Source organism: Collinsella sp. AM17-1, from assembly GCF_003470665.1.
GTDB lineage: Bacteria > Actinomycetota > Coriobacteriia > Coriobacteriales > Coriobacteriaceae > Collinsella.
On the sequence record NZ_QRJZ01000008.1, the window covers coordinates 15,784 to 39,065 of the forward strand.

Sequence of the window (23,282 nt, forward strand, 5' to 3'; positions counted from 1 at the left end):
GAAAGCAACTCCTCAAGTATGTCGACATATAAGAAAAGCCTCCGTTACCGGAGGCTTTAAAGTTCAGTTGGTGCGGCGTATAGGATTCGAACCTATGACGTTCTGATTCGTAGTCAGACCCTCTATCCAGCTGAGGTAACGCCGCAACGCACGGATTATTATGCACGTGACCCCTCGATGGGTCAAGCGACAATTTGGAAAAATTTTACGAAGTGATGATTAAGACGCCCGCGCCTCGACCGAGGTTCGAATCCATGCGGCGACTGCCTAAAAGAAAAGCCCCCGTTGCCGGAGGCTTTCAATTTCAATTGGTGCGGCGTATAGGATTCGAACCTATGACGTTCTGATTCGTAGTCAGACCCTCTATCCAGCTGAGGTAACGCCGCAGCGCAAGACATATAAAACCACTTTAGCTTATTGGAGTCAAGCACAATTTCAAACTTTTTTGTGGAACGCAGTCTTGTCATGCTGCTCCGCATATACCGTCGTTCCCCGTACGATCGATTGGCTTTTCGATCACGTCAAACTTAGCATCAAGTTCCCTCAGGAGCGATCTCACCCGCTGGGCACAATCATAATCGGCAAACGAGATACTCAACATGCGAGCAACCTGGTTAGATGTCCGGACCCCATAGAAATGCTCCAGGGCCACAAGCCCCTCGTGCGCCACAAACGTCTCAACCACATGAGGCGACTCCTCAAAGCACCATTGGGTCAACGGACCCCCGCTCGTCTGTCGAACCACCAGGCCACCCATGCCAGACGGCTCACACGTTACAAGCAGGTACTCCCCGCCCTCGTCGCTCTCAAACAAAACCACCCGATCATCAAACAGCTCCATCGCGTCCCCTTTCTCTCGCTCTTATTTAGCAAAAGCATAGCAGGTAGATTGCTGTATACAGAACAGTTGTTCGTGTGTTTTCTATTGAGCTGTCCGCACGGCATGGTATGGACCTGCGCACGAAATAGGGCGCCCCCGAAGGAGCGCCCTTGCATATCGCCTATGCAGCCAAGTTACGCGACCGGCTCGATCTTCTCGAGGCCGCCCATGTAGGGACGCAGGGCCTCGGGGATCGTGATGGTGCCGTCGGCGTTCTGGTAGTTCTCCAGAATGGCAGCCATGGTACGGCCAGCCGGCAGGCCGGAACCGTTGAGGGTGTGCAGATAGCGCGAACCCTTGAAGTTCTCGGGGTCGCGATACTTGATGTTGGCGCGGCGAGCCTGGAAGTCACCGCAGTTGGAGCAGGAGCTGATCTCCTTGTAGGCGTTGTAGCTCGGCAGCCAGACCTCGATGTCGTAGGTCTGACGGGCAGAGAAGCCCAAGTCGCCGGTGCACAGGCTAATCACGCGATACGGAAGGCCCAGCTGCTGCAGCAGGTACTCGGCCTCGGCGGTCATGCTCTCGAGCTCCTCGTCGGACTCCTCCGGCTTAGCGAACTTGACCATCTCGACCTTGTCGAACTCGTGCTGACGGATGATGCCACGGGTATCGCGACCGGCGGAACCGGCCTCCTCGCGGAAGCAGGGGGTGAAGGCGGTGTAGCGGCGCGGCAGGGTGTCGGCGTCGAGGACCTCACCGGCGTGCAGGTTGGTGAGCACGACCTCGGCGGTGGGGATCAGGAAGTTGTCGCCCGAGACGTGATAGGCGTCGTCCTCGAACTTGGGCAGCTGGCCCGTGCCGAACATGGTCTGACGCTTGACGACGATGGGCGGCCACCACTCCTTAAAACCACGGCTGGTGTGCGTATCGAGGAAGAAGTTGATGAGGGCGCGCTCAAGACGGGCGCCGGCGCCACCGAGAACGGTGAAGCGGCTGCCGGAGAGCTTGTTGCCGCGCTCGAAGTCAAGGATGTCGAGGTCGGTGCCCAGATCCCAGTGCGGCTTAAAGTCGAAGTCGAACTCGCGCGGGGTGCCCCAACGACGGCGCTCGATGTTCTCGTCCTCGTCCTTGCCGTACGGCGTGGCCTCGCAGGGAATGTTGGGCAGGTGAGCCATGAAGTCGTACTGCTCCTGCTCGAGGGCGGTGCGGCGCTCGGCCAGACCGTCAATCTTCTCGTTGACGGCGCGCACGGCCTCCTTGGCGGCCTCGGCCTCGTCCTTCTTGCCCTCCTTCATCAGGGCGCCGATCTTCTTGGACTCGGCGTTGCGTGTGGCCTGGAGCTCCTCGACCTCGGTGATGACGGCACGACGCTCGTCGTCGAGCTCAAAGAACTTCTCGCGATCCCAAGACGTCTGGCGGTTAGCCATGGCGACATCGATGGCATCGGGGTTCTCGCGAACAAACTTGATATCAAGCATTAGATCCTCCGGCGATATACATTCCATTTAGGTTGCAACCTTGTACATGTATGGGCAAGTATATACTTATGAGCGTTTACGACCCAACTCAACTACGCAAGAAGGCACCCAATGGACGCAGTTTTTTCCTTTTTGTTTGGCACCCGCACCGGTTTTGCCATCCTTTTCGCCGGCGGCATCCTGCTGTTTGCGATTATTGCCTTTGTAATGGAGAAGCGCACCCATAAGATGTATGTCGACCGCGGCCCCAAGTCCGAGGACGAAGAAGACAGCTTCTGGGACTAACCTGCCAAAAAGGGACAGGTTTATTTTGGTCGGTTTTATCTGGGCAAACGCAAGTGCCCCGCAACTGGAATTGAGCCAGTTGCGGGGCACTTTTCGCTAAAAGGACAAAACCGCAGGAAAAACCTGCCAACATAAACCTGTCCCTTTTTTGGTCGGTTTTACTGGAGGGTTGCGTCGATTGCCTTGACCAGGGCGCTGCGCATGCCGGCGTCCTCGAGCGCAACGACGCCCTTGATGGTGGCACCACCGGGCGAGCATACGGCATCCTTCATCGCCGCAGGATGCTGGTCAGTTGCAAGCTGCAGCTTTGCCGTACCCAGCACCATCTGGCTCACAATGCGATAAGCATCCGCACGCGGGATACCGTGCTTGACCGCCGCATCGCCCAGGGCCTCGATTGCCATGGCGACAAACGCCGGAGCGCAACCACCCACCGTGCCGCCCACAAACAGCAGGCTTGTGTCGAGCTCGACGACAGCGCCAAGCTTACCGAGCAGGTCGAGCACCACAGCACGCTGCTCGTCGTTAAGCGTCGAAGCCTTCTCGCAGGCGATGACGCCCTCGCCCACCGAAACCGGCGTGTTGGGCACCGTCGAGATATGCGCGACGCCCGGCAGGACCTGCTCCCACTTGGCACTGTCCCAGGTCCAGGCAACCGACAGAACGACCTTTTTGGCAAGAGCATCCTTGAGCGGGGCGAATACCTTCTCGATCATGTACGGTTTGACCGCAGCGACCACGATATCGGATGCGGCGACAACCTCGGCGGCATCGTGGCAGGCGACCATGCCGCGCGCCTCGCAGCGCTCAACCAGTGCGTCGTAGCGACCCGCGCAGGCGCACATGTCGCTCGCAGCTACACCGGCAGCGATCCAGCCATCGGCCATAGCGCTCGCCATATTGCCAAAACCGACAAATCCAATCTTCATATCGCATAGTCCTTTCAGACACATTCCTCAAAACGAAAGGTATTGTCCCACGCCATTGTTTCGTATTGCCGACCTATTTGTGATACGGCTCGCCACGGCTGATCTTGCAGGCACGGTAAATCTGCTCCAGCAGCACCACACGCGCCAGGTTATGCGGCAAGGTAATGCGTCCAAAGCTGAGCATCTCGTCGGCTCGTGCGCGCACGTCATCGCTCACGCCATCCGAACCGCCGATTACAAAGGCAATGTCGCTGCTGCCTCGCAGCATAAGATCGTCGAGTCTCGCCGAAAACTCCTCGCTCGAGCGCTCCTTGCCCTCGATAGCCAGCAGGATCACATGCGCTCGAGATGGCAAGGCGGCAAGAATCGCCGCCCCCTCCTTGTCGCGCGCGGCATCCACGCCGCCCGCCTTAGCCGGGTCGATATCGGCCACCTCGCGGATATCCACCTTGGCATAGGCACCTAGGCGCTTGGTGTACTCAGCGCACGCGTCCTTCCAAAAGCGCTCCTTGAGCTTACCGACGCAAACGACGGTGTATTTCACGCGCGTCTACTCCTTCGAATCGTTTTGAACTTTGCCGGCGGCCAGCATCTGCTCGAACATCGAGGCCGACTGCGAAAAGTCGCTCGGCAGCACGACCGTCGAGGTTTTACCCGTGCGAGCGAACTCCGTCATCATCTCGGACCACTGCGTAAACATGAACAGTTGGTTGGCCTCGTCATTGCCGACACCCGTCTCCTGGATGATCTCGAGCGAATCTTTGATACCCAGCGCGATGGCCTTGCGCTGGTTGGCGATGCCCTCGCCCGCCTTTTCCATAGCCTCGGCCTCGGCGGTCGCCTCGGTGACGCGCTTGATGCGGTCGGCCTCGGCGAGCTCCTGCGCGGCAGCGCGCTTGCGCTGGGCAGCGTTGATGTCGTTCATGGAGTTCTCAACCTCGGTCGGCAGTGCGATTTTGGTGATGAGCGTCGACACGAGGGTGAAGCCGTAGGCGGCCATCTGCTCGGAAACGGTGGCATTAACGTCCTTGGCGATGTCATCCTTCTTGGCAAAGACCTCATCGAGTGTGTAGACGGGGATGGAGGAGCGCAGGGCGTCGGTGATGAAGTCGCGCATCTGGTCGACGGGCTCCTGCAGCATGTAGTAGCTCTTGTAGATGCCCGAATCTGCCGGGCCGGCGCCCATGTCGTAGCTCACGTGGTACTGAGCGGAGACCTCAAGACCGATGGTCACGTTGTCCTGGGTCTTAACGTCGATGCCAAAACCGTTTTTCATGGTGCGCAGGCTCACCGTGGCGGCCTTGCGGTCGATCACGGGCACCTTCACGTGGAAGCCCGCGTTGACGATACGGTTGAACTTACCCAAGCGCTCGATGATTACGGCGTGCTGCTGTTCAACGACATAACAGGCGTTGGGGAGCAGCAGCAACAGGATGATGATGGGAATCAAAAGGCTGGTAAGGGCGGCGATGATACCGGAAAACAGCATGGTCTCTCCTCTGATAGGCACACGTTGGTACTAGGATACCCGTCCAAGGAGATCGTGCATAACAAAAAGAGCTCCCATTGCTGGGAGCTCTTTCAATCCATGGTGCGGGCGAAAGGACGTCCGCGTATCCGCTTCGCGGATCCGCACCGGCTTCGCCCGCCTGCCGGCGGACTCGCCAGCTCGCTAAAAACGCTCCGCGTTTTCTTTACGCTCGCTCCTTCGCAGGTTCAAGTCCCCGCGGTGGGCCCATAACAAAAAAGCCCCCATTGCTGGGAGCTCTTTCAATCAATGGTGCGGGCGAAAGGACTTGAACCTTCATGGGGTTGCCCCCATACGGACCTGAACCGTACGCGTCTGCCAATTCCGCCACGCCCGCGTGCAGGAATTAGAATAACGGAGCGCCACCGCGAACGCAAGAACTATTTTTGAAAAAGTTTGCAGGCATTTTCCCAAGCGGCATGCGCGATTGTTTCGGCGTCCTCACCAGTGCGATCGACACGGTCGTTAACCAGCGCGTTTGCCGTAATGGAGATCATTGCTGGCTCGCATTCAAGACCGCGGATGGGCTCCGGAGCCATATACGGGCAATCCGTCTCGAACAAAATGCGGTCGAGCGGGGTCGCCGCAAATGCCTCGCGCACGTCGTCGTTGCGCTTAAAGGTGGCCGCACCACCATAGGCGATATAGCAGCCCAGCTTCACAAAGCGCTCCATCGTGGCGCGGTCCTCGCCAAAACAGTGCAGCACACAACCGGCCTGGGGCACGCCCACCTCACGAAGCACGTTGTAGGCGTCCACGTGCGAGGTACGCTCCTGGTCCATGTCCTCGTGACGCAGATGCAGCTCCACCGGCACGTTACGACACACGGCAAGCTCGAGCTGGCGCGCCATGCAATCAATCTGCACGCTGTGGGGCGCCGGCGTGATGTCGTCGTCGTAATCCATGTGGTAGTCCAGACCGATTTCGCCAATACCGGCACACAAAGGGTCATCAAGCGCAGCAACAACCTGCGCGTGAATGTCGTCGGTATAGTCCGGCGCGCCATACGGATGCACGCCGGCAAGATACTTGATCTGCGGGATATCCTGCATCGGCAGAATTTCGCGCACGAGCCAGTCGCTATAGTCCGTCACGCTGCGCTTGTCGGCGATGGGGTCGAAGACCGTCACCAACAGGTCGATGCCTGCCGCCTTGGCACGCACGAGTGTCTCGGGCACATCCTTGCCCCAGAACGAAAGCAGATGCGCATGTGTGTCGGCAAGCGGTGCCAAGGGCACGGGACAAGCAACCGTCTTCTTTTTCTTGGTAAACGTCACGCGTTCGGCATTAAGCGTCATGGGAAAGCTCCCGAGCCAGGCACACAAAGTCGGCGACGCCGAGCGTCTCGGCGCGCGTGGTGGGTGCGATACCGCAAGCCTCAAAGGCGGCATCGAGCACGTCCTTGGCAAAGCCGTTGGCGCTCATGGAATTGCGGATGGTCTTGCGACGCTGAGCAAATGCAGCGTCAATCACGCGGGCCACAAATTCGCGATCGAGTCCTTCGGGCACCACACCGTCAACACGGTCGATACGCACGACGGCCGAGTCCACGTGTGGCGCCGGCATAAAGCAACGCGGCGGCACCTCAAAGCGACCCGTTACCTGCGCATACAGGCCAAGCTTTGCCGTATAGCCGCCATAGGTCTTGTTGCCCGGCACTGCGGCAATGCGATCGGCAACCTCCTTTTGCACCATGACGACGGCGCGCTTGAGCGCCGGCATCGTCTGGAAGAACTGCAGGATGATCGTCGCCGCCACGTTATAGGGCAGGTTCGCGACAAACACCGTCGGCTCACCGCCCGCAGCCTGCTCAATCTGCTCCGGGCCCACCTTGAGCGCGTCGCCCATGATAAAGCGGAAGTTGGCATAGTCGGCGGCGTGGGCATCGAGCACCGGCTCAAGCTCGGGATCGGCCTCAATGGACGTAACGCACGCCGCTTCCTGCAGCAACGCAAGTGTCAACGTTCCACAACCCGGACCCACCTCGAGTACGCGCTCGTCACCTGCAAGCTCGGCAAGCTCGCAGATACGCTCGATCACATGATTGTCGATTAGAAAGTTCTGGCCCAGGCGATGCTTGGTCGCAAGGCCAAACTCCTCCAGCAGCTCCCTGGTGGCCGTGGGGTTTGCCAAAGGCGAAGTTGTCATAGTTGCCTCCTTAGCAAGATGGCGGCGTCTTGAAACAAAAGGGCATGGACCGTGGCGGCCATGCCCTTACATCTAAACAGCAAATTGCCGATATGGCGCTCGCGCGGTCTCTACGCCAGACGCGGGAACAGCGGATCGCCCTTCTCGACGGGCTGACCGCCGGCAAGCAGGCCCCAAGTGCAAATGCCCTTGAGGTCGTCGCTCGCGGCCTCGTCCTCACAGGACAGGCGGCGCAGAGCCTCAACAGAAGTCTGGGGCATGAGCGGCATCAGCAGGTGGGCGGCGATGCGGATGGCCTCGAGCAGGTTGTAAATCACAAATGCCAGCTCGTCAGCCTTGGCCTCGTCCTTGGCAAGCGCCCAGGGCTCGGAGTCCTCGATGTAGTGGTTGGCGGCATGGATGAGCTCCATGACCTCATCCTTGGCTCCGCCGTAATCGAGCATGTCCATCTTGGCCATGTAGCGCTCGACCAAACCGTCGGCAATCTTTGCCAGCGGGTTATCGAACGCGTCGGCAGACGCCGGTTTAGCCGGGGCGCAGCCGTCAAAGTACTTTGCGCTCATGTTGAGCGAGCGCGAAATGAGGTTGCCCCAGCTGTTGGCCAGATCGGCGTTGTAGACCTGCTCCATGCGATCGAAGCTGATGGCGCCGTCAGTGCCGGGGACCACGTCGGTCATAAAGTAGTAGCGATAGCCCTCGACGCCCAGCATGTCGATAACGTCCTGCGGAGCGATGGCGTTACCGCGGCTCTTGGACATCTTCTCGGCCTTGCCGGTCTCGGCATTGCGCACGGTCAGGAAGCCGTGGGCAAAGACGTGCTCGGGCAGGGCCTCGCCGATGGCCATGAGCATGGCGGGCCAAATGACGCAGTGGAAGCGGATGATGTCCTTACCCACGATGTGGAACTGCGCGGGCCAGCGATAGGCCAGCTCGGCACGCGCCTCGTCGGTGTCGACACCGTAGCCGACGGCCGTCATATAGTTGAGCAGCGCGTCAAACCATACATAGGTCACATGGCCCTCGTCAAACGGAACCTGGATGCCCCAGTCAAAGCTCGTGCGACTCACAGAAAGGTCGTTGAGGCCGCCCTCGACAAAGCTGCGAACCTCGTTCATGCGGAACGCAGGCTCGACAAAGTCGGGGTGCTCGTCATAGAGCTTGAGAAGCTTGTCCTGGAAGGCGGAAAGCTTAAAGAAGTAGGACTCCTCCTGGACGCGCTCAAGCGGACGGTGGCAGTCGGGGCATAGATGCTGGCCGACGCTGCCGTACTCCTCGTCGCCCTTCTGGACCTGCGTATCGGTGAAGTAGGTCTCGTCAGGCACGCAATACCAACCGTCGTAGCTGCCCTTATACAGATAGCCGGACTCCTTCATGCGCTCCCACAGGTACTGCACGGCATGATGCTGGCGCGGCTCGGTGGTGCGGATGAAGTCGTCGTTGGAGATCTCGAGCTTGCTCCAAAGCTCCTTGAAGTGCGGAGCCTGGCTGTCGGTCCACTCCTGCGGCGTCATGCCATGCTTGGCTGCGGCCTCGGCGACCTTCTCGCCGTGCTCGTCCATGCCGGTCAGGAACTTGACGTTATAGCCGGCGGAGCGGCGATAGCGAGCCTGAACGTCGGCGATGATGGTGGAATAAGCCGTGCCCAGGTGCGGATCGGCGTTGACGTAGTAGATGGGCGTCGTGATAAAGAACGAAGGCTTGCTTTGATCCATGGGGTTTGTCCTCCAGAAAAACGTTGCATACAGAGGATGATTCTAGCGCAAGGGCTGGATATCCTCCATCTATTGCATATCGAGCACCATGGCATAGACATCGCGCTTGCGGCGCGAATACTTCTGAGACAGGCGCTTGGCCACCGCAGACGCGGGCTCCCCCTCCTCGAGCGCGGCGCGGATATCCTCGCGCAGGGCCTCGTCGGGATCCGCTGCCGTGGCGCCGACCGGCACGATACCGGCCTCCTCATCCTCGCTCGGCGGCGCGATGACCAGCGCGATCTCGCCCTTTACCTCGCCGCGAGCGCGCAGTTCCTCGGCAAGCTGGGCAGCGAGCCCGCGCAAGACCTCCTCGTGCAGCTTGGTGAGTTCGCGGCAGACGGCAACCTCACGCTGGGGAAAGACCTCCGCCACGGCCTCGAGCGTCGCCACGATGCGATGTGGAGACTCGTAGAAGATGAGTGCGCCGGGCACCACGGCAAGGCGCTGCAAACGGCGCACACGGTCGCCGTGCTTTCGGCCCAAAAAGCCCTCGAAGAAAAAATGCTCGCAGGGAATGCCGGACGAAACAAGCGCCGTGACGCAAGCAGAGGGCCCGGGAATAACTTCGACGGGTACATCGGCCTCACGCGCCGCCTCGACCAGCGCCTGGCCGGGATCGGACACGCTCGGCATGCCGGCGTCCGAGGCAAAGGCGAGGGTCTCCCCCGCCAGCAGACGGTCGACCAGGCCGGCAGCGCGGCTAGCGATCACATTCTCGTCGCAACGGACAAGCGGCTTGGAAATGCCCAGGTGCATCAGCAGCTTTGACGTCACACGCGTGTCTTCGCAGCAAATGGCATCGGCGGCGGCAAAGGCCTCGCCAACGCGCGGGGACAGGTCGCCTAGGTTGCCGATGGGCGTGCCGACCACATAGAGTTTGCCCGTATGGGCGCTGTTTTGCGTCATATCAACCTATTCAATCATGCCGCGCTCGAGCGTACCGAGCGCCGCGCGGGCGTCCCATGCTGCAATGCGCTTCTCGGTCTTCCACGTTTGGAAGAACCAACCGGCAGCCGGCGCAAACGAAGCCAGCTGGTTGGCGATAAACACGCGCTCGTAGGCATTGCGGCCCTCGGGCGTAACCGACGAGTTGGCAAAGATCGCCGCGCCCGACCATTCGCCCACCAGCACGGGGAACCCAGTCGAAATCGCTTCTTTAAGCTCGCGCTTGTTACGAGAAATCGCCGTCGTCAGCCCGCGAGGGCTCGTGATGTCGAGCGCATACTCGTCGCGGTAATGATACAGGTGAAGGTCCATGTAGACGTTCTTGTACTTGGCGCCGCGCATAAAATGCTTCCACTCGCTGGGATGCCCCGACGACGAGAAGACGACGATTTTATCCTCGGGCATATACGAACGGACGAGCTCGTAGGCATCGCGATAGAAATTGCGCAGGTAGTGAGCAGGAATGCCATCCGTCATGGTGAAGAGGCTCTTGCGAACGCTCATCTGCGGCGTGTCCAGCAGCTCAATGCCCAGCAGGCTCTCGGCCTCGCCATAGCGATCGGCCAAGCGCTCGAGCACGTCGAGTGCGACATGACGGCCGTTGGTGGACGAATGCCACTCGGCGACAGCCTCCGGCGTGGTGGGCGAATCGTTGGAATCGCCCTGGCCACCGGGCACGGTTGCCAGATCGAGCAGCACGCGGATATCGTACTTGGCAGCCCACTCAATCGCGCGGTCGATGTAATCGACAACCGATATGTAGGAGGCATCGGACTCCTGTGAGCCAAAGGCATACCAGGGCACCGGCAGACGCACGGCATTGAGACCGATCTGCGCCATGCGGCGAAAATCGCCCTCGCTCACAAACGTCTCGTAATGACGACGCATGCGCTCGTTGTAAGCGGCGGTACCCATGGCCTCCTGCAGCTCGGCTGCGTTGGATGCGCCGGTCGCCGCGTACAGCGACGGGGTCACCCAAGGCTCGGGAATAAACCAGCCAGAGAGATTAACGCCGAGTATCCTCTCCATCACTGCCCCCTTCGGATCATGCGGGTCGAACCCGCATCGTATTGCATAGGATAAGTATCGTTCTGAGTATACCCGCGTGTGCGGACAGGCGACCGAACGGTCTGCAAAGTGACGCGAAAGTGGGAGGAATGTCTGGGGCGGGCGGGCTCGGAATGGTGCGACGAGGTGTGTACGCGCGCCGGAGGCAGGCACCGGAAAGTGTGTCCCGTTCTGAGCCCTTATTCTGGGACGCAGTTTCCGCAGAACCCTACATAAAAGAAAAGGACCCCTTTGCAGAGGTCCTAGTCAATTCAAGGTGGCGGGGAAGGGAATCGCGTCCGCGCGCTGCGCGGACGGACCGCTGCGGCGCTTACGCGCCTTGCGAGCTGCGCTGGCAAACGCTTACGCGTTTACTCAGCTCCGCGCCCTCACGGGGTTCGATTCCGTGCGAGGGCTACATAAAAGAAAAGGACCCCTTTGCAGAGGTCCTAGTCAATTCAAGGTGGCGGGGAAGGGAATCGAACCCCTGACACGAGGATTTTCAGTCCTCTGCTCTACCAACTGAGCTACCCAGCCATTTGAGGTGTGCCTTGTTTCAAGGCTTGATTAGTATAACCAAGGACGCGTTCCGGTCAACCGAGAATTTTAAAAAAGTTTTTGAGCACAGCCTCGGTTCTATAAATCGGCACGTCAGAGACATCAGCCGGCAGCAAGAAGTTTTTCGCTCAGAGCCGCACGGGCAAACTCACTTGGCGTCATCCCCTCGGCAGCCGCCCGTCGACGAATGGCCTCCTTCATTCCCAGAGGAATCTTGACCGACAACGTTGCCGTCCCCTCACCTGAGAGCGGGGGCCGTCCATGCACGATCCCACCAACGGTATGTTCGCCATCCGGAAACTCTCCGCGCTCGTACGACTCGCACCACGCGTCAATCATTTCATCCGTTACAACCTGACCTTTAGCGGCCGTATACGTCTTGCCCATCATCGACCCCTTTGCCGAGCCCGTTCAATCTCCTGCCAAAATTTCTTCTGGACTGGAGACAAGGCATGAATGATAAGCCACCCACGAACAAGCTCGACCGCGACAAGCTCCACGCTTCGTCCGTCTGGGAGCCATCCAATCGCAAGCCATCTCGGCGGCTCGTCCTTCGACTCGCGACGAATTCGCTCAGTAACCGCAAGCCAAGCGCTAAGCACCTGCTTTTCTGTCAGGTGCTTTTTAGCGTTGGGATGGATCTCAACATCCATGCATCTTCTCCTCCATCTTACCCAATTTCGTATGACGAAAGTCCGCTGTCGCCAATTCTTAAGCCGGCACGCGTTGGAGAGCAGGGGTCGAAACAATGATTGAAGAGCGTTCTAGTGCGGCCCAGGCGCCGGGGTAGGAGCACATACGCCAGGGACATACGTTTTCGTAGCGCGCGAGGATATTGCCGTCGCGATCGATGAAGGCGATGTCGATGGGATAGGCCATAAAACACGTGTGGACCGAAGAGCAGCGTGGAAACGCCATGACGAGCGGCAGGCCGTTGGCGGCAACCGGACGCCGTCCCAGCATGCCGCGCAGGCGCATGACAAACGACTCCGCCACCGCAAACTCGGCCGGCGTCCAACCCAGCCTATTGAGTGCCCGCGCGTAGGCGATGTAGGACGAGACCGCGGTCACATGACCACCCCCGGGCGCCATGGATCGACCGTCACCGCGCGCTCGTGCGACAACGTTGTCGGCGCCCCCAGCGGAACGCCAGCGATGCTGAGAGAAGTCGGCCACGGCTCATAGTGCATGGTGCAGGTGTAGGTCCTAAACGTACCGGATAGGGAGAGCAGGCCACCATCCGATGCCTCCGCGCCTTGCTCGCTCGACACTTCGATCTGCAAGTCATAGCCTTTCATGGCATTCAGAATTTGAGTCTGAACCGTCGCCGAGGCATCGGCAGAGCTTTCGTCGCCCTCCCCCTCCGACGCCACGGCGTGCGCCAACACGATGTCGGGCACCACGCGGTCGAAGCGCGCGACAGCGCTGGCAAAGATCATGACGTTGTACACGATGAGTGCCAGCACCAGCAAAACGGGCGTAACCACTGCCATCTCCACCGTCGCTTGGGCGCGCTCCTCGCGCAGACGCATGCGGATACTCATTACGACCCACCGCCCAAAGCGCCAACCAGCGTGGCGACATCGACGGTGAGCGGGATGGAGCCGCCGCCGGGCAGAGGAATCTCCGCAAGCGTGAACACCGTACCGCTAATGGTGCGTTCGACTTGATATTCCAACGCCTCGCAAAGCGCCTTGGGATCGGTCACGCCCAACGGAATACTTCGCAGCTTGTCTTGCGCTTGAGAGAAACCAGCAATGTCAGACCCCGGACTCTTAATGACGTTGGCGGAATCGGTCAGCACCGGCTTTCGCAGGCGCAAGTCGCACGGTTCCAGACCCAACGCCGCCACGGACGCCGAAACGGTATCGCCGAGCCACGATGCGATGGAGCCCAACGCGCCGCTGCCCCCTCCTAGGCCTTTAATCATCTCGCCCATAAGTTCGTCGGCCGAACCTTGGATATCACCGTATCCCACAAGCAGCCGTCCCCAAACATCCATGACGCCGTCGAACACGCCGGCAACGCCGCCCGAGCGTTCCTTCAATGTCGAGAAAAATCGCGAAAGCACGTTGTTTTGCGCCGTCGCCCCATCGGGCGCCAGCACCGCGGCAGAGATGGCACCGCGATCGCCAAGTCTGACTGCCGTGTTAAACGAAGAGTTGAGTTCATCGGAGCTCGAGATGGCACCCGAAACCGCAAAGGCAACCACGCCGTTGCGACCGGGCGGAGCGATACGCGGACGCTCGCCCGAAAGCGCTTTAATGGCCTGGTCAAACGCATTGCTCGCACGGTCGGCCTCATCCTCGGTCTGACGCATGAGCTCAAGCTCTTTGTTCCGACATTTGACGTATTCCTCCAAGGCCTTTTTGAACTCGTCGAAGTGATATTCGAAGCCGTTTTCGATAGAGGTTGAAGGCGCCGCAACAGCACCAAGCGACGAAACGCCAAAATGGCATTTGCTGCATTTATCCTGTCCATCGTAATCGGCAACCGAAGCAAATCCGCTCGGCGTCCCTTTCTTATAGTTAGGGCAGGTCGTCCCGTAATGCAGATACGCCTTGTCATCGTTCACGCTCGTCGGCCACACCGCATCGGTATAGAGTTCCGTCGCCCGAACCTCATCAGAGTTGCGCGGCAGCAGCGGAATATAGGAGGAGACCCTGTCTCCGTTCTCGGTTATATGTGCCCGATCGACCTCCGCGCTCGCATAGGTATAAAACGCCTTACGCGCCGCAGACTCTGCCTTCATCTCGACACTCGAGCCGTGGGGCTTCTCATTTGTCAGACGCCAATGGTAGTAGTCCTTCGCGCGATCAAGGGCAACTTGGGGCTCCCACGTAACGCTCGATGAGTAATGTGGATTTTGAACACCGGAGAGATCCGTTAGGCTTTTCGCACGCTCCCACATGCAAGAACAGCTGCCGACCGAGCCCTTGTCAGACCCACCACAATCCGCCAGCCAAGCACGCTCTTTAGCCTTCGCCGTGTCCTCAGAAGCCTTCCGCAGCTCCTCGGCCGCACACTCTAAATCATCTGATGTGTCTTTAATGGCATCGGTCGAGATCTCGGACCCCTCGAGCGCAGCGAAGTCAGACTCGGATGTCCTGGGCACGGCAAGCGCCGTACCGGTATAGGTCACACTATCGGTATCCTGCGCCGACACCGCCTGCGTGGCACGCGCGGCGATCAGATACGGCAGAGCCGTCTCGATTTTCTGTAAGCCTTCCGATGCGCTTTTGGCAAACTTGTTGCGCGTTTTAATGATCTCAATCCCGGTGTCGACCATATTGCCGGCAACCGGCTCGGCACCCGGGATGAGGATGGCGACCAGGCCCGTCCCGATCGTGGCAAACCCCGCCAGCCCCAGACTCAAGATGCTCGCATCAACCACCGTGGCAGCCGTGTGATAGGACGACACTACGTTGGCACCCGCCAGCGCGCCACTATCAGCCGCCACCTGAGTATCCCCGGCACGCGACATGCTCCATATCGCCGCGGTCGACGAAAACAACAATGTGAGCACCACTAGGATGACCACGGCAGAAGAAAGCGTGGTATAGGCGCCGTCTTCGATAAACAGATCGACACCGGCTCGACCCATAAAGCCGCCTCGCTTGCGATGGCAGCTCGGACGGTGCGTCAAAACGCGTCTAGACCAGAAACGCTTAATCCCATGCAGCAATCCACGAATCATAATCTCCCTCCAGCCATTCGGGACGCGATTGATACGAGACATCGACCTTGAGCTCAACGTAGCCGCCCTCGGCGGTACCACCCATAGCCTGCGCAAACGCACCGATCACAGGCAACGGCTTGACCTCGCCGGAAACGGACACGGACGAGACGCCACCCGCACCGGCCCGGCCAAGCTCGATATCCCACGACAACGGCCCGCCGGCATGAAAGATCGAAACGTTGGGCACTGCGGCAAGTCGGCGGCGGGTGAACTCCTTAAGATCGTCGTCCTCCGCCGTCGTCGTGGTCATGAGCCGCGCGGTCTCGGCGGCGGCAGACTCCATGACCGCGCGCGTATAGAGCAGGCACACCGGTTGCAGCGCGAGAAGGATGAGTGTCAGAAACGTCGGCAGCAAAAAAGCGGCCTCGACCGTAGACTGCGCCCAGTCCTCGCGCGCGGCATCAATACAACGCGATGTCCTTAGCGGCCGCAGCGGCGTCGATAACCGACGTCGAGGCAACGCCATGGGATGCCGCCCGCTCAACCAGCGCCGCCAAGCGCCCATCGGTGCCGGCACGCCAAAGTCCCGCGATCGCCAGCACGATCGATAACAGCGCCACCGTGACGATGGCGTATTCGACCGTCGCCTGGGCAGATTCCTCACGCAGGACATCATGCATTTCACGATCCCTCCTTTGAGTCCGTTGCCTGCGGGCTCAGGCGCACGGCGCGCAGACGACACGAAGCATCGCCAGCATCCGCGGCAATTGTCACCATATCGACCCAGCCGCGTCCGTCGCGCACGATGGCGCCCCACACGTTTCCCTTGATGTCGAGATAGCCGCTCAGAGCAAGTTGCGCCGTGGGTACCTCGCGATAGGCACGCAGCATATCCGCCGCCGCTTCGGTCATCGGTCGGTCCTCGGACCATGCAAGTCGAACCGCAATCGCGTTGCCCTCAGGCGAATCCGTCGCAGTGCCAGACCGCTTGTCGAGCGTCCGCAGAAAGGTTTGCGCCGTGACAGCGACATCCGAATCGTCCGCATCTCGCATCTCATCTTTTTGAGACGCCACCGCCGAATCTGAGCCCAAATCGGAGGCGGTCCCAGGACGCTGCTGCCGCGCGGCGTTAAGCCCCCAAAGCACCGCCGCTATCGCCACGGTCAGGCAAGCAAACACCAGCAGCACCCCGACGGGGCGCTCGCCCTCTACAGGCTGTTGATGCCCTCGCTGATAGCGTTCCATAGATCTTGGACCTTGCCCTTAAATGCGACGATGGCGATAATCGCGATCACCACGAGCACGCCGACCAAGATGGCATACTCGGTGGTACCCTGTGCACTCTCCTCCTGCAATAGTTCCTTGGCGCGCTGACGAACATGTGCCGCCCGGCAAAACGCCCAGCCCTGGACCTTGCCAGCAGCGTCAGTCATCGTGTTCATGTATTCCTCCCTACATCATCCCGCCTGCCCCCAGCAGCGGGCCCAATATGGACAGAAGCAACGCCGGCAAGATGAGCGTGCCAGTGGGAATCAGCAGCTTGACGGGTGCACGCTCGATCTCGCGCTCGACCGCGGCGCGATGAGCCGCACGGATCTCGCGACTTTGAGCGGTCAGCGTCTCGGCAAGTGGGGCACCCAGGGCGAGCGCCTGCCCCACCGTGATGGCAAAGGTCTCGAGCGCTCGCACGTCCAGGTCGCGCGCGGCGGCCAACAACTCGTCCTCACGCGTGCCCACGCCCACCTGCCACGCCATGCAGGCGCGCTCAAGGCGAAGAGCCAGCACTGACCGGCGGTTGGCGCAGAAAATCTCAAGCGCCGCATCAAACGAAAGACCGGCCGAAAGACCCAAGCGCACAACATCGATCATCTCGGACACTTCGCCGAGCGACACTCGCGCCGGGCCGTCCGCTCCAACCGCGCCCTTCACTCGCGCGGTCAGAGCATCGACCACCGAGCGACCCGCGGCAGCGACCAGCACCGCCTCGCGCTTGCAGGCCCCTGCGATCTTGCGTGCATCCGCCCGATCCAAACCCGTCGCGACAAATACACTCAGGGCGCACAGGCAAGCCGCAACTGCAACCGGGGCGCTCATAGCTCCACCCGCATAATGCGCCGGATAACCACCAGGGCAACGGCGTTGAGGGCAAGACCCAGCACCACAGCGCCCGCGCCGGCAGGCGTCGCAAGACCGCGACGAAAATCTGCCGAAAGCAGCGCCAACACCGCGCACATGCCCGCCGGCATCGCCGCGACCATATGCGCAGACATGCGAGCCTGCGACGTCTTAACATCCAGGCGGCGCCTGAGCTCAATGCGCTCCCCCACCATGCTCGACGCCTCGGACAGTAAGTCGGCAAGCGGAGCGCCGGTGCGCTGAGACACCTTAAGCGCCAAGGTCACAAGCGAAAGACCGGGGGCGTCGATACGCACGAGCAAGTCATCGAGCGCGTCGGTCGCCGAGATGCCGCAATCGATCGCCGCCGCCACCCGCAAAAACTCGGTATGCACTGGCTCTTGCGCATGAGCGCCCACAAAGCGCATGCCCTGGGCCAGCGAATGTCCCGAGGCAAGCGACATGGAAAGTGCGGTAAACGCCTCGGGCATTGCCTCTTCTGCATCGTGTTGCTCGCGCCGGCTCTCAAAGCCATCCCGAGCGGCACCAACGGCAAACGGAGCAACAAGTCCCAAGGCAAATCCGAGGGGCGATAACGACACCATCGTTAGTAAAACGCAGCAGACACCGCTCGATAGCAGCAGAAACGCCAAACGTCCCGAAGCATCTTCGATCACGAGGCCAAGGCGATGCGCCGGAGCCAGCGATGCCCACGAACGGGCGATCTTTTTCAGCAGATCGTTTTCCACCAGCTCACGCGGCAGCTTCTCTGCCACCGTCTCGAGCGCCTGACGTGCCAGCTCCGCCGGCGGTACCTGCGGCACACGAGGTTCCGCCCCGCACGCCGTCGCGACAGAAAGCCCTGCCAAGCCCCCTACGACGAGGGGCACAGTGATCTCCATTCGTCCACCTCCTCTTGTGTGAGCGTCCCCGACCGCAGGCCTTCTGCGATAAACGGCGGCTCGCGGTCAAGCGTCCAGGTGCGCTCGGCGGCATCGAACGTCACATAGCGCTCGAGCTCTACGCCGCCCGATGCGGCGCGTCGCACCCCCGAATACGAGGAGACGAAGCGCCTGCCATCGGCGTGGCGCTCGGACATCACGATACCGTCGAGTGCCATGGCAATCTGCTCCTCGATGAGCTCGCTCGGCAGATCGATGCCATAACGTGCAAGCAACGTCAGACGCACCACGGTCTCCTGTTCTGAACCCGCATGAAGCGTGGTGAGCGACCCGTCGTGGCCCGTGTTCATGGCCTGCAACATGTCGCAGCACTCGGCACCGCGCACCTCGCCCACCACGATGCGGTCGGGGCGCATGCGCAGGGCATTAGTCACCAGGTCGCGGATCGTCACCGCGCCCTCGCCCTCAATTGAAGCCTCGCGCGCCTCTAGGCGCACCACGTGCGGATGATGCGCAAACTTGAGCTCGGCAGAGTCCTCGATCGTCACGATGCGCTCGCCGGTGGAAATCTCACATGACAACGCGTTGAGCAGGGTGGTCTTACCAGATCCCGTGCCTCCCGCAACCGCCAGGTCCTGTCGCAGCGACACCGCACACGACAGCAGCTGCGCATACCAAAGCGGCAGCGATCCCAACCCCACGAGCTCGTCCAGCGAGCAGATACGGTCCGAGAACTTTCGGATGGTGAGAATCGGTCCGTCAATCGCCACAGGCGGAATCACCGCGTTGACGCGATAGCCCGTTTTGAGGCGGGCGTTGACGATGGGGCTGCGCTCGTCGATACGGCGGCCAAGTGGCGAGATAATGCGGTCGATAAGCACACGGATCTGCTCATCATCCTCAAACGCATGCTCGATGGGGTACAAGACGCCGCCGCGTTCAAAGAAAGCCGAGCGGCAGCCGTTGATCATGATCTCGGTAACGGTGTCGTCCTCGATGAGCGGCTGCAACGGCCCCAAGCCCACCACGTCATCCAAAATCTCGTCGATGATGGTCTCGCGCTCGGGCGTCGCGAGATCGGTCGGCTCCTCAACATTGAGCGCCGCCTCCACCGCAGGACGCAATTCCGAGCGGGCAAGTGCCGGGTCGATATAGGCGCTGATACGCGCCACTTCGTCGTAACCCATGCGGTCCATCACGGCGCGCTTGGTGCGTCGTTTCACGGCGCGGCGACGCCCCACATCTACAGGCGCTGCCGCCGCCGCAGCGCCGGCAGCCTTAATCCTCGTTTGCAGGCTCATCGCTGATCACCCTCGCGCGACCAGGGAAGGCGGATACGCGGGCGTTCGGTGCGCGTTGCACGGTCGGCGACCATATCGCTCCAAGGGCCGACGGCGCACCCCAGTTCCACGAGCATCTCGCGCGTGGCCTCGCGCACGCTAGTCGCAAAAGCGCTGGTCTGCCCCACTGCCTCGTCAGCGCGCCCAAACGCCATGAGCGCGGCGAGATCCTGCCCGCCATCGGCGATACGAATCTTGGAGCTTAACGCACAGGCAATCTCAAAGCGCATGGCGACGTCCTCGTCTGCCCCGCGCGCACCGAACCGGTTGAACACGGCGCTCATGCGCGTGCGCGGCACACCTACTCGACCTGCCAGTTCAATGACGCGCGATGCCGATGCCGCGGACGACACCGCCGCATCGCCAACGACCAGGCAACGGTCGCTCGCCGCCACCGCAGCCGCCACGGCGTCGCCCCAAAAGACCGAGGTATCGATAAAGACCACGTCGGATTCGCGACGCAGAACATCAAGCAGTAGCTCCACCGGACGTGCCATGAGCTCGGCTTGCTCGGGCGCCGCGACGGGACCCCAGAGCGTAACGCCCGGCGCCACGCGCATCGAAGCGGCTACGATATCCGGCTCGGTGAGCATGCCCGCCGCCGACGGCTCGATAAGTGCCGCCATATCGCGCGGAGCATCGACGCCTAACAAGTCGTAAAGGTTTCCAAACATCAGGTCCAGGTCGAGCACGGCGGCACGCAAGCCCAACAGCGACGATGTGTGTGCCATGGTGGCAACGATCGTCGACTTGCCGCAACCGCCCGAACCCGAAATAGCGCAGATGACTGGAGCTCGATGCGGCGGAGCGGTAGCGTCTGCCGGCGGCATCGGAGGCGGCGGGGCGGGCGTCGGTGACAGCGTCCCCGTCTCCCCCGCCGCAACCACGTGCTGCGTCCAAGCCGGCATGGCTGCTTGTTCGGTCTGCGAGGCAGGCTCGTTCTGCGCAATCTGCTCATGCTGCATCAGCGACAACTCGCCGCACCCGGCAAGGCCCTCAACTTCGTCGAGTTCATCCGCCAGATTCACGCCGTGCACGTATCCCATATCTACTGCCGGGGAGTCGCCAGCATGCTGCGCCGGCCCTCCAGCGTCATCGTATACAAGGGGGTTCCGGGGGCGCCGACCATGCTCGGCTTCCGCTTTTCCATAATCATCAACACGCGGGCCTCTTGTAGCGCGAGGCGCCCCGGGTTCCCTATCAACAAAAGCATCGGGCTCAATCGTCATGCGCCGATCGGAATCAACCGCTCCCTCGCCCGCGCGCCCGTTGCCGCATATACTGTGTGCAGCGATGACCTCGGTCGCCCCCGCGCGAAACAGCCCCTCGATATCCGACGGATCGAGCGCTTCTATCAACACGACCACGCGACTCACGCGGCCTTCGGCCGTCAGGCGCGCAACAGTCTTGCGCACATCTTCGGTATCAAACAGAGACGCCGCGATGATGGCAGCCCCGCGGCGCGACGGAAACGCCCGCGCCATGGAAACCAGCCCGTCCAGGTCACCCACGCGAAGCACCTGTGCACCCGCATCACGGCCCTCGACTTCCCGCTGCAACAGCCCGTAATCGCCGCACGCGCAGCACGCAAGCCAGATCGCCTTCATCACTCGTCGCCTCCGCTCTTTTTGCCGCGCGCCGTGGCGGGAATCGTCAAGCTGACCGTTCCCTTGCCCGAGGCTCCCAGCAGTTCCTTGACGTCTTCGGGGTCAGCCGCCAGCGTCACCCATTCGATCTTGCCCTCGCGCGTGGCACCGGAATCCTCACTGGTATCGATCACGTACGCGCCGCACAGCCGATCGGTCACGCCGTCTTTTTGCACATACACATCCACGTAGCTGCCCACGCCCGTAGCACCGCCGACCGAGTGCTCGGCATCAACCGCCACCGAAACGGCGACCTTGCCCTTAGGCACCTCGAGCTTGCGGCTCTCGACCTTGGTGTAGACATTGCAGATCACGGCGTTTTTGGGAATACGCGAAGTCGTCACGTCGCCGCGCACCTGGCGCAGCTCGGTCGCCGCGTCACGCGGCAGCAGACTCGTCAGCCACTCCTGGGTTATGACATTGGTCTCATCGAGGGTCTCGCCCACATCGATATCGCGCGCCGCGACGCATACCTCGACGCGATCGCCACCGTACTTGGCCAAGGTCTCAGCCTGGACCTGTTCGGCTTGTGAGCGGATCGATGAGCCGTAAACCATGCAGAGCAGAGCAGCGAGCACGCCCGCGACCAGACTGATGGCGATGCGCTTGCTCTTGTTCACGGCCGCTCCTCTCATGGCAGTGCCGGGCGAATGCCCGTACCACCATTGTCTGGGCGGTCAGAGTGCAAAGCGGCGCAATCGCAATCTTGGTTTTCGATGTCAAACCAATCGCTGACCAAAAGCTGACCAGCCCGTCAAGCTCGTGGCAAGGTTTTGGTCAGCACGTCAGCAAACTGCATGTTTCGAGGCTTTTCCGCAGCAAAAAGCCGTCTCCCGAACAGTTGGGAAACGGCTGTCATAGGAAAAATCAATTACAGATGGACATCGGGATCGAGCATTTGAGCACTCACGCGCATGGATAACGCCAGGTTTTGGAACGTTTCCAGACGCAGGCTATCGATCTGCCCGGCGTCCTCGGCCTCGCGAACGGCGCAACCCGGCTCATGGGTATGCGTGCAATCGCCAAACCGGCACGCGCGCGATGCCTCGACAATCTCGGGGAAGGCGCGGGCCAGTCCCCGCTCGTGACCCACGAGCGGTAGGCTGCGCAGGCCCGGGGCATCGGCGATCACGCCGGCGTCGCCCGGCAGCGTCACCATCACGCGCGCGACGGTAGTGTGACGGCCCTGGTCGTCGCGTTCGCGCACACCGCCGGTCGCCAACGTATCGTGGCCCAGCAGCGCATTGAGCAGCGTCGACTTGCCGGCACCCGACTCGCCCAGAATCATGGCGCAGCTCCCGGCAGGCACGCAGGCACGGACCTCGTCCAGGCCGCGGCCCTCGGCAGAGGACGTCACGATCACGCGCACGTCCGGACCCACCAGGCGGCGCACGCGGTCCAGATCGCGCTCGAGTTCCTCGGCATCGCAGCGGTCAGCTTTGGTGAGTACCACCACCGGCTCGGCATCGCAGTCGAGCGCCAATACCAGCGAACGCGCCACACGGTCGAGCAGCACCTCGCCGGCACCGAGCGCCTGCACGATTAGCACGCTATCCACGTTGGAGCAGAGCACCTGGCGCTCTCCGCGGGCACGGCCGCGCCAACGCTCAAAGCTCGTACGGCGCGGCAGCACGCATTCAATCACGCCCATATCGTGCCCGGGAGCGCGGCGCACCGCCACACGATCGCCCACGGCAGGCAGCAGGACCTCGTCCCCACCGCGCGACTTGGCAAATCCCACGGCATGCTCGGCGCGGAAGGTATCGTCGGCAGTCGCCACCAGCGGAAACCCACGATCCAAGCGCACCACGGCGCCAAGCTGCATCTGCTCGGGCTCCTCGGCATGTGCGCAGAAATCATCAAAGGCAGCCTGCTGAGCTTCATCGACCGGCAGGTCATCAAACGCCGGAACATCCTGCAGCGCGTCAAGCCCCGGTACACTCGCCAGCAACTCCTCAGCAGATGCAGGGGGTTCGGTCGCGAGCTTCCGACGACGATCACGCTTAGCCCGCGCCCCCGTCGTCTTTTTCTTCGCCTTAGCCTTAGCCTTAGCCACAAACGCCTCCCAGCACCAAAAATCACAACTGAGCAGGTATTTTAAATCAAAA

At 61.2% G+C, this 23,282-nt stretch carries 26 protein-coding genes and 4 tRNA genes; 1 reads left to right on the plus strand and 29 read right to left on the minus strand.

Annotated features, from left to right (window positions below):
- Positions 1 to 68 precede the first annotated feature (68 nt).
- From DW195_RS05235 to serS, 4 genes are all read right to left on the minus strand, one after another.
- Positions 69 to 145: transfer RNA gene (locus DW195_RS05235), tRNA-Arg, on the minus strand.
- Positions 146 to 309: 164 nt separating this feature from the next.
- A tRNA-Arg gene (locus DW195_RS05240) sits at positions 310 to 386 on the minus strand.
- A 77-nt stretch (positions 387 to 463) separates the two neighbouring features.
- Positions 464 to 841 carry a hypothetical protein gene (locus DW195_RS05245; RefSeq protein WP_117628981.1) on the minus strand — a complete coding sequence of 126 codons (378 nt, stop codon included), beginning with the start codon at positions 839 to 841 and terminating at the stop codon, positions 464 to 466.
- Positions 842 to 1,014: 173 nt separating this feature from the next.
- Positions 1,015 to 2,298, minus strand: coding sequence for a serine--tRNA ligase (serS, locus tag DW195_RS05250; protein WP_118206057.1), 1,284 nt, complete (start codon positions 2,296 to 2,298; stop codon positions 1,015 to 1,017).
- 111 nt (positions 2,299 to 2,409) lie between these two features.
- Here serS and DW195_RS10525 point away from each other — a divergent pair, with 111 nt between their 5' ends.
- On the plus strand, positions 2,410 to 2,583 hold the full coding sequence (locus DW195_RS10525) for a DUF6724 family protein (RefSeq protein ID WP_168170424.1): 174 nt from the start codon (positions 2,410 to 2,412) through the stop codon (positions 2,581 to 2,583).
- Positions 2,584 to 2,741: 158 nt separating this feature from the next.
- Here the strand turns inward: DW195_RS10525 and proC are convergent, their stop codons facing one another.
- From proC to rsgA, 25 genes are all read right to left on the minus strand, one after another.
- A complete protein-coding gene (gene proC / locus DW195_RS05255) occupies positions 2,742 to 3,512 on the minus strand; it encodes a pyrroline-5-carboxylate reductase (RefSeq protein ID WP_118206058.1) in 771 nt (256 codons plus the stop codon).
- 73 nt (positions 3,513 to 3,585) lie between these two features.
- Positions 3,586 to 4,056, minus strand: a complete 471-nt coding sequence (gene rlmH / locus DW195_RS05260; RefSeq protein WP_117563694.1) for a 23S rRNA (pseudouridine(1915)-N(3))-methyltransferase RlmH — start codon at positions 4,054 to 4,056, stop codon at positions 3,586 to 3,588.
- Positions 4,057 to 4,062: 6 nt separating this feature from the next.
- Positions 4,063 to 5,001 (minus strand): SPFH domain-containing protein, encoded by a 939-nt coding sequence (locus DW195_RS05265; protein WP_055250521.1) that lies wholly within the window; start codon positions 4,999 to 5,001, stop codon positions 4,063 to 4,065.
- Positions 5,002 to 5,290: 289 nt separating this feature from the next.
- Positions 5,291 to 5,377: transfer RNA gene (locus DW195_RS05270), tRNA-Leu, on the minus strand.
- Positions 5,378 to 5,420: 43 nt separating this feature from the next.
- Entirely contained in the window at positions 5,421 to 6,338 is a 918-nt protein-coding gene (locus tag DW195_RS05275; protein WP_117640789.1) for a TatD family hydrolase, read from the minus strand.
- Positions 6,328 to 7,188, minus strand: a complete 861-nt coding sequence (rsmA, locus tag DW195_RS05280; protein ID WP_055250524.1) for a 16S rRNA (adenine(1518)-N(6)/adenine(1519)-N(6))-dimethyltransferase RsmA — start codon at positions 7,186 to 7,188, stop codon at positions 6,328 to 6,330. Before rsmA ends, DW195_RS05275 begins: the two co-directional genes overlap by 11 nt.
- A 110-nt stretch (positions 7,189 to 7,298) precedes the next feature.
- The gene (metG, locus tag DW195_RS05285; RefSeq protein WP_118206059.1) at positions 7,299 to 8,900 is read right to left on the minus strand and encodes a methionine--tRNA ligase; all 1,602 of its coding nucleotides are present in this window, start codon (positions 8,898 to 8,900) and stop codon (positions 7,299 to 7,301) included.
- 69 nt (positions 8,901 to 8,969) lie between these two features.
- Positions 8,970 to 9,848: a 16S rRNA (cytidine(1402)-2'-O)-methyltransferase gene (gene rsmI / locus DW195_RS05290; RefSeq protein ID WP_118206060.1), complete on the minus strand. Its 879-nt coding sequence runs from the start codon at positions 9,846 to 9,848 to the stop codon at positions 8,970 to 8,972.
- 6 nt (positions 9,849 to 9,854) lie between these two features.
- Positions 9,855 to 10,916 carry a glycoside hydrolase family 5 protein gene (locus tag DW195_RS05295; protein WP_118206061.1) on the minus strand — a complete coding sequence of 354 codons (1,062 nt, stop codon included), beginning with the start codon at positions 10,914 to 10,916 and terminating at the stop codon, positions 9,855 to 9,857.
- Between the two features lie 482 nt (positions 10,917 to 11,398).
- A tRNA-Phe gene (locus DW195_RS05300) sits at positions 11,399 to 11,471 on the minus strand.
- Between the two features lie 123 nt (positions 11,472 to 11,594).
- Positions 11,595 to 11,879 carry a ribbon-helix-helix protein, CopG family gene (locus tag DW195_RS05305; protein ID WP_118206062.1) on the minus strand — a complete coding sequence of 95 codons (285 nt, stop codon included), beginning with the start codon at positions 11,877 to 11,879 and terminating at the stop codon, positions 11,595 to 11,597.
- Positions 11,879 to 12,145 (minus strand): hypothetical protein, encoded by a 267-nt coding sequence (locus DW195_RS05310; RefSeq protein WP_118206063.1) that lies wholly within the window; start codon positions 12,143 to 12,145, stop codon positions 11,879 to 11,881. Before DW195_RS05310 ends, DW195_RS05305 begins: the two co-directional genes overlap by 1 nt.
- 58 nt (positions 12,146 to 12,203) lie before the next feature.
- Positions 12,204 to 12,563: a DUF192 domain-containing protein gene (locus DW195_RS05315; protein ID WP_233540823.1), complete on the minus strand. Its 360-nt coding sequence runs from the start codon at positions 12,561 to 12,563 to the stop codon at positions 12,204 to 12,206.
- Entirely contained in the window at positions 12,560 to 13,036 is a 477-nt protein-coding gene (locus DW195_RS05320) for a TadE/TadG family type IV pilus assembly protein (protein WP_055250534.1), read from the minus strand. The genes DW195_RS05315 and DW195_RS05320 overlap by 4 nt, the downstream gene beginning before the upstream one ends.
- Positions 13,036 to 15,096, minus strand: a complete 2,061-nt coding sequence (locus DW195_RS05325; protein WP_118206065.1) for a hypothetical protein — start codon at positions 15,094 to 15,096, stop codon at positions 13,036 to 13,038. The genes DW195_RS05320 and DW195_RS05325 overlap by 1 nt, the downstream gene beginning before the upstream one ends.
- Positions 15,097 to 15,160: 64 nt before the next feature.
- On the minus strand, positions 15,161 to 15,697 hold the full coding sequence (locus DW195_RS05330; RefSeq protein ID WP_118206066.1) for a TadE family protein: 537 nt from the start codon (positions 15,695 to 15,697) through the stop codon (positions 15,161 to 15,163).
- Entirely contained in the window at positions 15,633 to 15,851 is a 219-nt protein-coding gene (locus tag DW195_RS05335) for a hypothetical protein (protein WP_117563704.1), read from the minus strand. The genes DW195_RS05330 and DW195_RS05335 overlap by 65 nt, the downstream gene beginning before the upstream one ends.
- Before the next feature lies 1 nt (position 15,852).
- Positions 15,853 to 16,416 carry a hypothetical protein gene (locus tag DW195_RS05340; RefSeq protein ID WP_147356491.1) on the minus strand — a complete coding sequence of 188 codons (564 nt, stop codon included), beginning with the start codon at positions 16,414 to 16,416 and terminating at the stop codon, positions 15,853 to 15,855.
- Positions 16,380 to 16,613, minus strand: a complete 234-nt coding sequence (locus DW195_RS05345) for a hypothetical protein (RefSeq protein WP_089572694.1) — start codon at positions 16,611 to 16,613, stop codon at positions 16,380 to 16,382. The genes DW195_RS05340 and DW195_RS05345 overlap by 37 nt, the downstream gene beginning before the upstream one ends.
- 10 nt (positions 16,614 to 16,623) lie before the next feature.
- On the minus strand, positions 16,624 to 17,265 hold the full coding sequence (locus DW195_RS05350) for a type II secretion system F family protein (RefSeq protein ID WP_118206068.1): 642 nt from the start codon (positions 17,263 to 17,265) through the stop codon (positions 16,624 to 16,626).
- Entirely contained in the window at positions 17,262 to 18,188 is a 927-nt protein-coding gene (locus DW195_RS05355) for a type II secretion system F family protein (RefSeq protein ID WP_118206069.1), read from the minus strand. The genes DW195_RS05350 and DW195_RS05355 overlap by 4 nt, the downstream gene beginning before the upstream one ends.
- Positions 18,161 to 19,489, minus strand: coding sequence for a CpaF family protein (locus DW195_RS05360; protein ID WP_117634305.1), 1,329 nt, complete (start codon positions 19,487 to 19,489; stop codon positions 18,161 to 18,163). The genes DW195_RS05355 and DW195_RS05360 overlap by 28 nt, the downstream gene beginning before the upstream one ends.
- Complete coding sequence (locus tag DW195_RS05365) at positions 19,486 to 21,135, minus strand: P-loop NTPase (protein WP_117628993.1); 1,650 nt, start codon at positions 21,133 to 21,135, stop codon at positions 19,486 to 19,488. Before DW195_RS05365 ends, DW195_RS05360 begins: the two co-directional genes overlap by 4 nt.
- A complete protein-coding gene (gene cpaB / locus DW195_RS05370) occupies positions 21,135 to 21,794 on the minus strand; it encodes a Flp pilus assembly protein CpaB (RefSeq protein WP_226790441.1) in 660 nt (219 codons plus the stop codon). Before cpaB ends, DW195_RS05365 begins: the two co-directional genes overlap by 1 nt.
- Positions 21,795 to 22,045: 251 nt before the next feature.
- Positions 22,046 to 23,230 carry a ribosome small subunit-dependent GTPase A gene (gene rsgA / locus DW195_RS05375; protein WP_233540824.1) on the minus strand — a complete coding sequence of 395 codons (1,185 nt, stop codon included), beginning with the start codon at positions 23,228 to 23,230 and terminating at the stop codon, positions 22,046 to 22,048.
- Positions 23,231 to 23,282: the final 52 nt, after the last annotated feature.

Excerpts from the sequence above, each read along its gene's own strand:
- DW195_RS05245 (WP_117628981.1), bottom strand. The coding sequence starts at position 841 with ATGGAGCTGTTTGATGATCGGGTGGTTTTGTTTGAGAGCGACGAGGGC.
- DW195_RS05355 (WP_118206069.1), bottom strand. The coding sequence starts at position 18,188 with ATGGAGATCACTGTGCCCCTCGTCGTAGGGGGCTTGGCAGGGCTTTCT.
- DW195_RS05320 (WP_055250534.1), bottom strand. The coding sequence starts at position 13,036 with ATGAGTATCCGCATGCGTCTGCGCGAGGAGCGCGCCCAAGCGACGGTG.
- DW195_RS05350 (WP_118206068.1), bottom strand. The coding sequence starts at position 17,265 with ATGAGCGCCCCGGTTGCAGTTGCGGCTTGCCTGTGCGCCCTGAGTGTA.
- serS (WP_118206057.1), bottom strand. The coding sequence starts at position 2,298 with ATGCTTGATATCAAGTTTGTTCGCGAGAACCCCGATGCCATCGATGTC.
- DW195_RS05330 (WP_118206066.1), bottom strand. The coding sequence starts at position 15,697 with ATGGCGTTGCCTCGACGTCGGTTATCGACGCCGCTGCGGCCGCTAAGG.
- DW195_RS05340 (WP_147356491.1), bottom strand. The coding sequence starts at position 16,416 with ATGGAACGCTATCAGCGAGGGCATCAACAGCCTGTAGAGGGCGAGCGC.
- rsmI (WP_118206060.1), bottom strand. The coding sequence starts at position 9,848 with ATGACGCAAAACAGCGCCCATACGGGCAAACTCTATGTGGTCGGCACG.
- DW195_RS05275 (WP_117640789.1), bottom strand. The coding sequence starts at position 6,338 with ATGACGCTTAATGCCGAACGCGTGACGTTTACCAAGAAAAAGAAGACG.
- rsmA (WP_055250524.1), bottom strand. The coding sequence starts at position 7,188 with ATGACAACTTCGCCTTTGGCAAACCCCACGGCCACCAGGGAGCTGCTG.
- DW195_RS05295 (WP_118206061.1), bottom strand. The coding sequence starts at position 10,916 with ATGGAGAGGATACTCGGCGTTAATCTCTCTGGCTGGTTTATTCCCGAG.
- DW195_RS05365 (WP_117628993.1), bottom strand. The coding sequence starts at position 21,135 with ATGAAGGCGATCTGGCTTGCGTGCTGCGCGTGCGGCGATTACGGGCTG.
- DW195_RS05310 (WP_118206063.1), bottom strand. The coding sequence starts at position 12,145 with ATGGATGTTGAGATCCATCCCAACGCTAAAAAGCACCTGACAGAAAAG.
- DW195_RS10525 (WP_168170424.1), top strand. The coding sequence starts at position 2,410 with ATGGACGCAGTTTTTTCCTTTTTGTTTGGCACCCGCACCGGTTTTGCC.
- proC (WP_118206058.1), bottom strand. The coding sequence starts at position 3,512 with ATGAAGATTGGATTTGTCGGTTTTGGCAATATGGCGAGCGCTATGGCC.
- DW195_RS05345 (WP_089572694.1), bottom strand. The coding sequence starts at position 16,613 with ATGAACACGATGACTGACGCTGCTGGCAAGGTCCAGGGCTGGGCGTTT.
- DW195_RS05305 (WP_118206062.1), bottom strand. The coding sequence starts at position 11,879 with ATGGGCAAGACGTATACGGCCGCTAAAGGTCAGGTTGTAACGGATGAA.
- metG (WP_118206059.1), bottom strand. The coding sequence starts at position 8,900 with ATGGATCAAAGCAAGCCTTCGTTCTTTATCACGACGCCCATCTACTAC.
- DW195_RS05335 (WP_117563704.1), bottom strand. The coding sequence starts at position 15,851 with ATGCATGATGTCCTGCGTGAGGAATCTGCCCAGGCGACGGTCGAATAC.
- DW195_RS05360 (WP_117634305.1), bottom strand. The coding sequence starts at position 19,489 with ATGAGCCTGCAAACGAGGATTAAGGCTGCCGGCGCTGCGGCGGCGGCA.
- DW195_RS05325 (WP_118206065.1), bottom strand. The coding sequence starts at position 15,096 with ATGGGTCGAGCCGGTGTCGATCTGTTTATCGAAGACGGCGCCTATACC.
- DW195_RS05265 (WP_055250521.1), bottom strand. The coding sequence starts at position 5,001 with ATGCTGTTTTCCGGTATCATCGCCGCCCTTACCAGCCTTTTGATTCCC.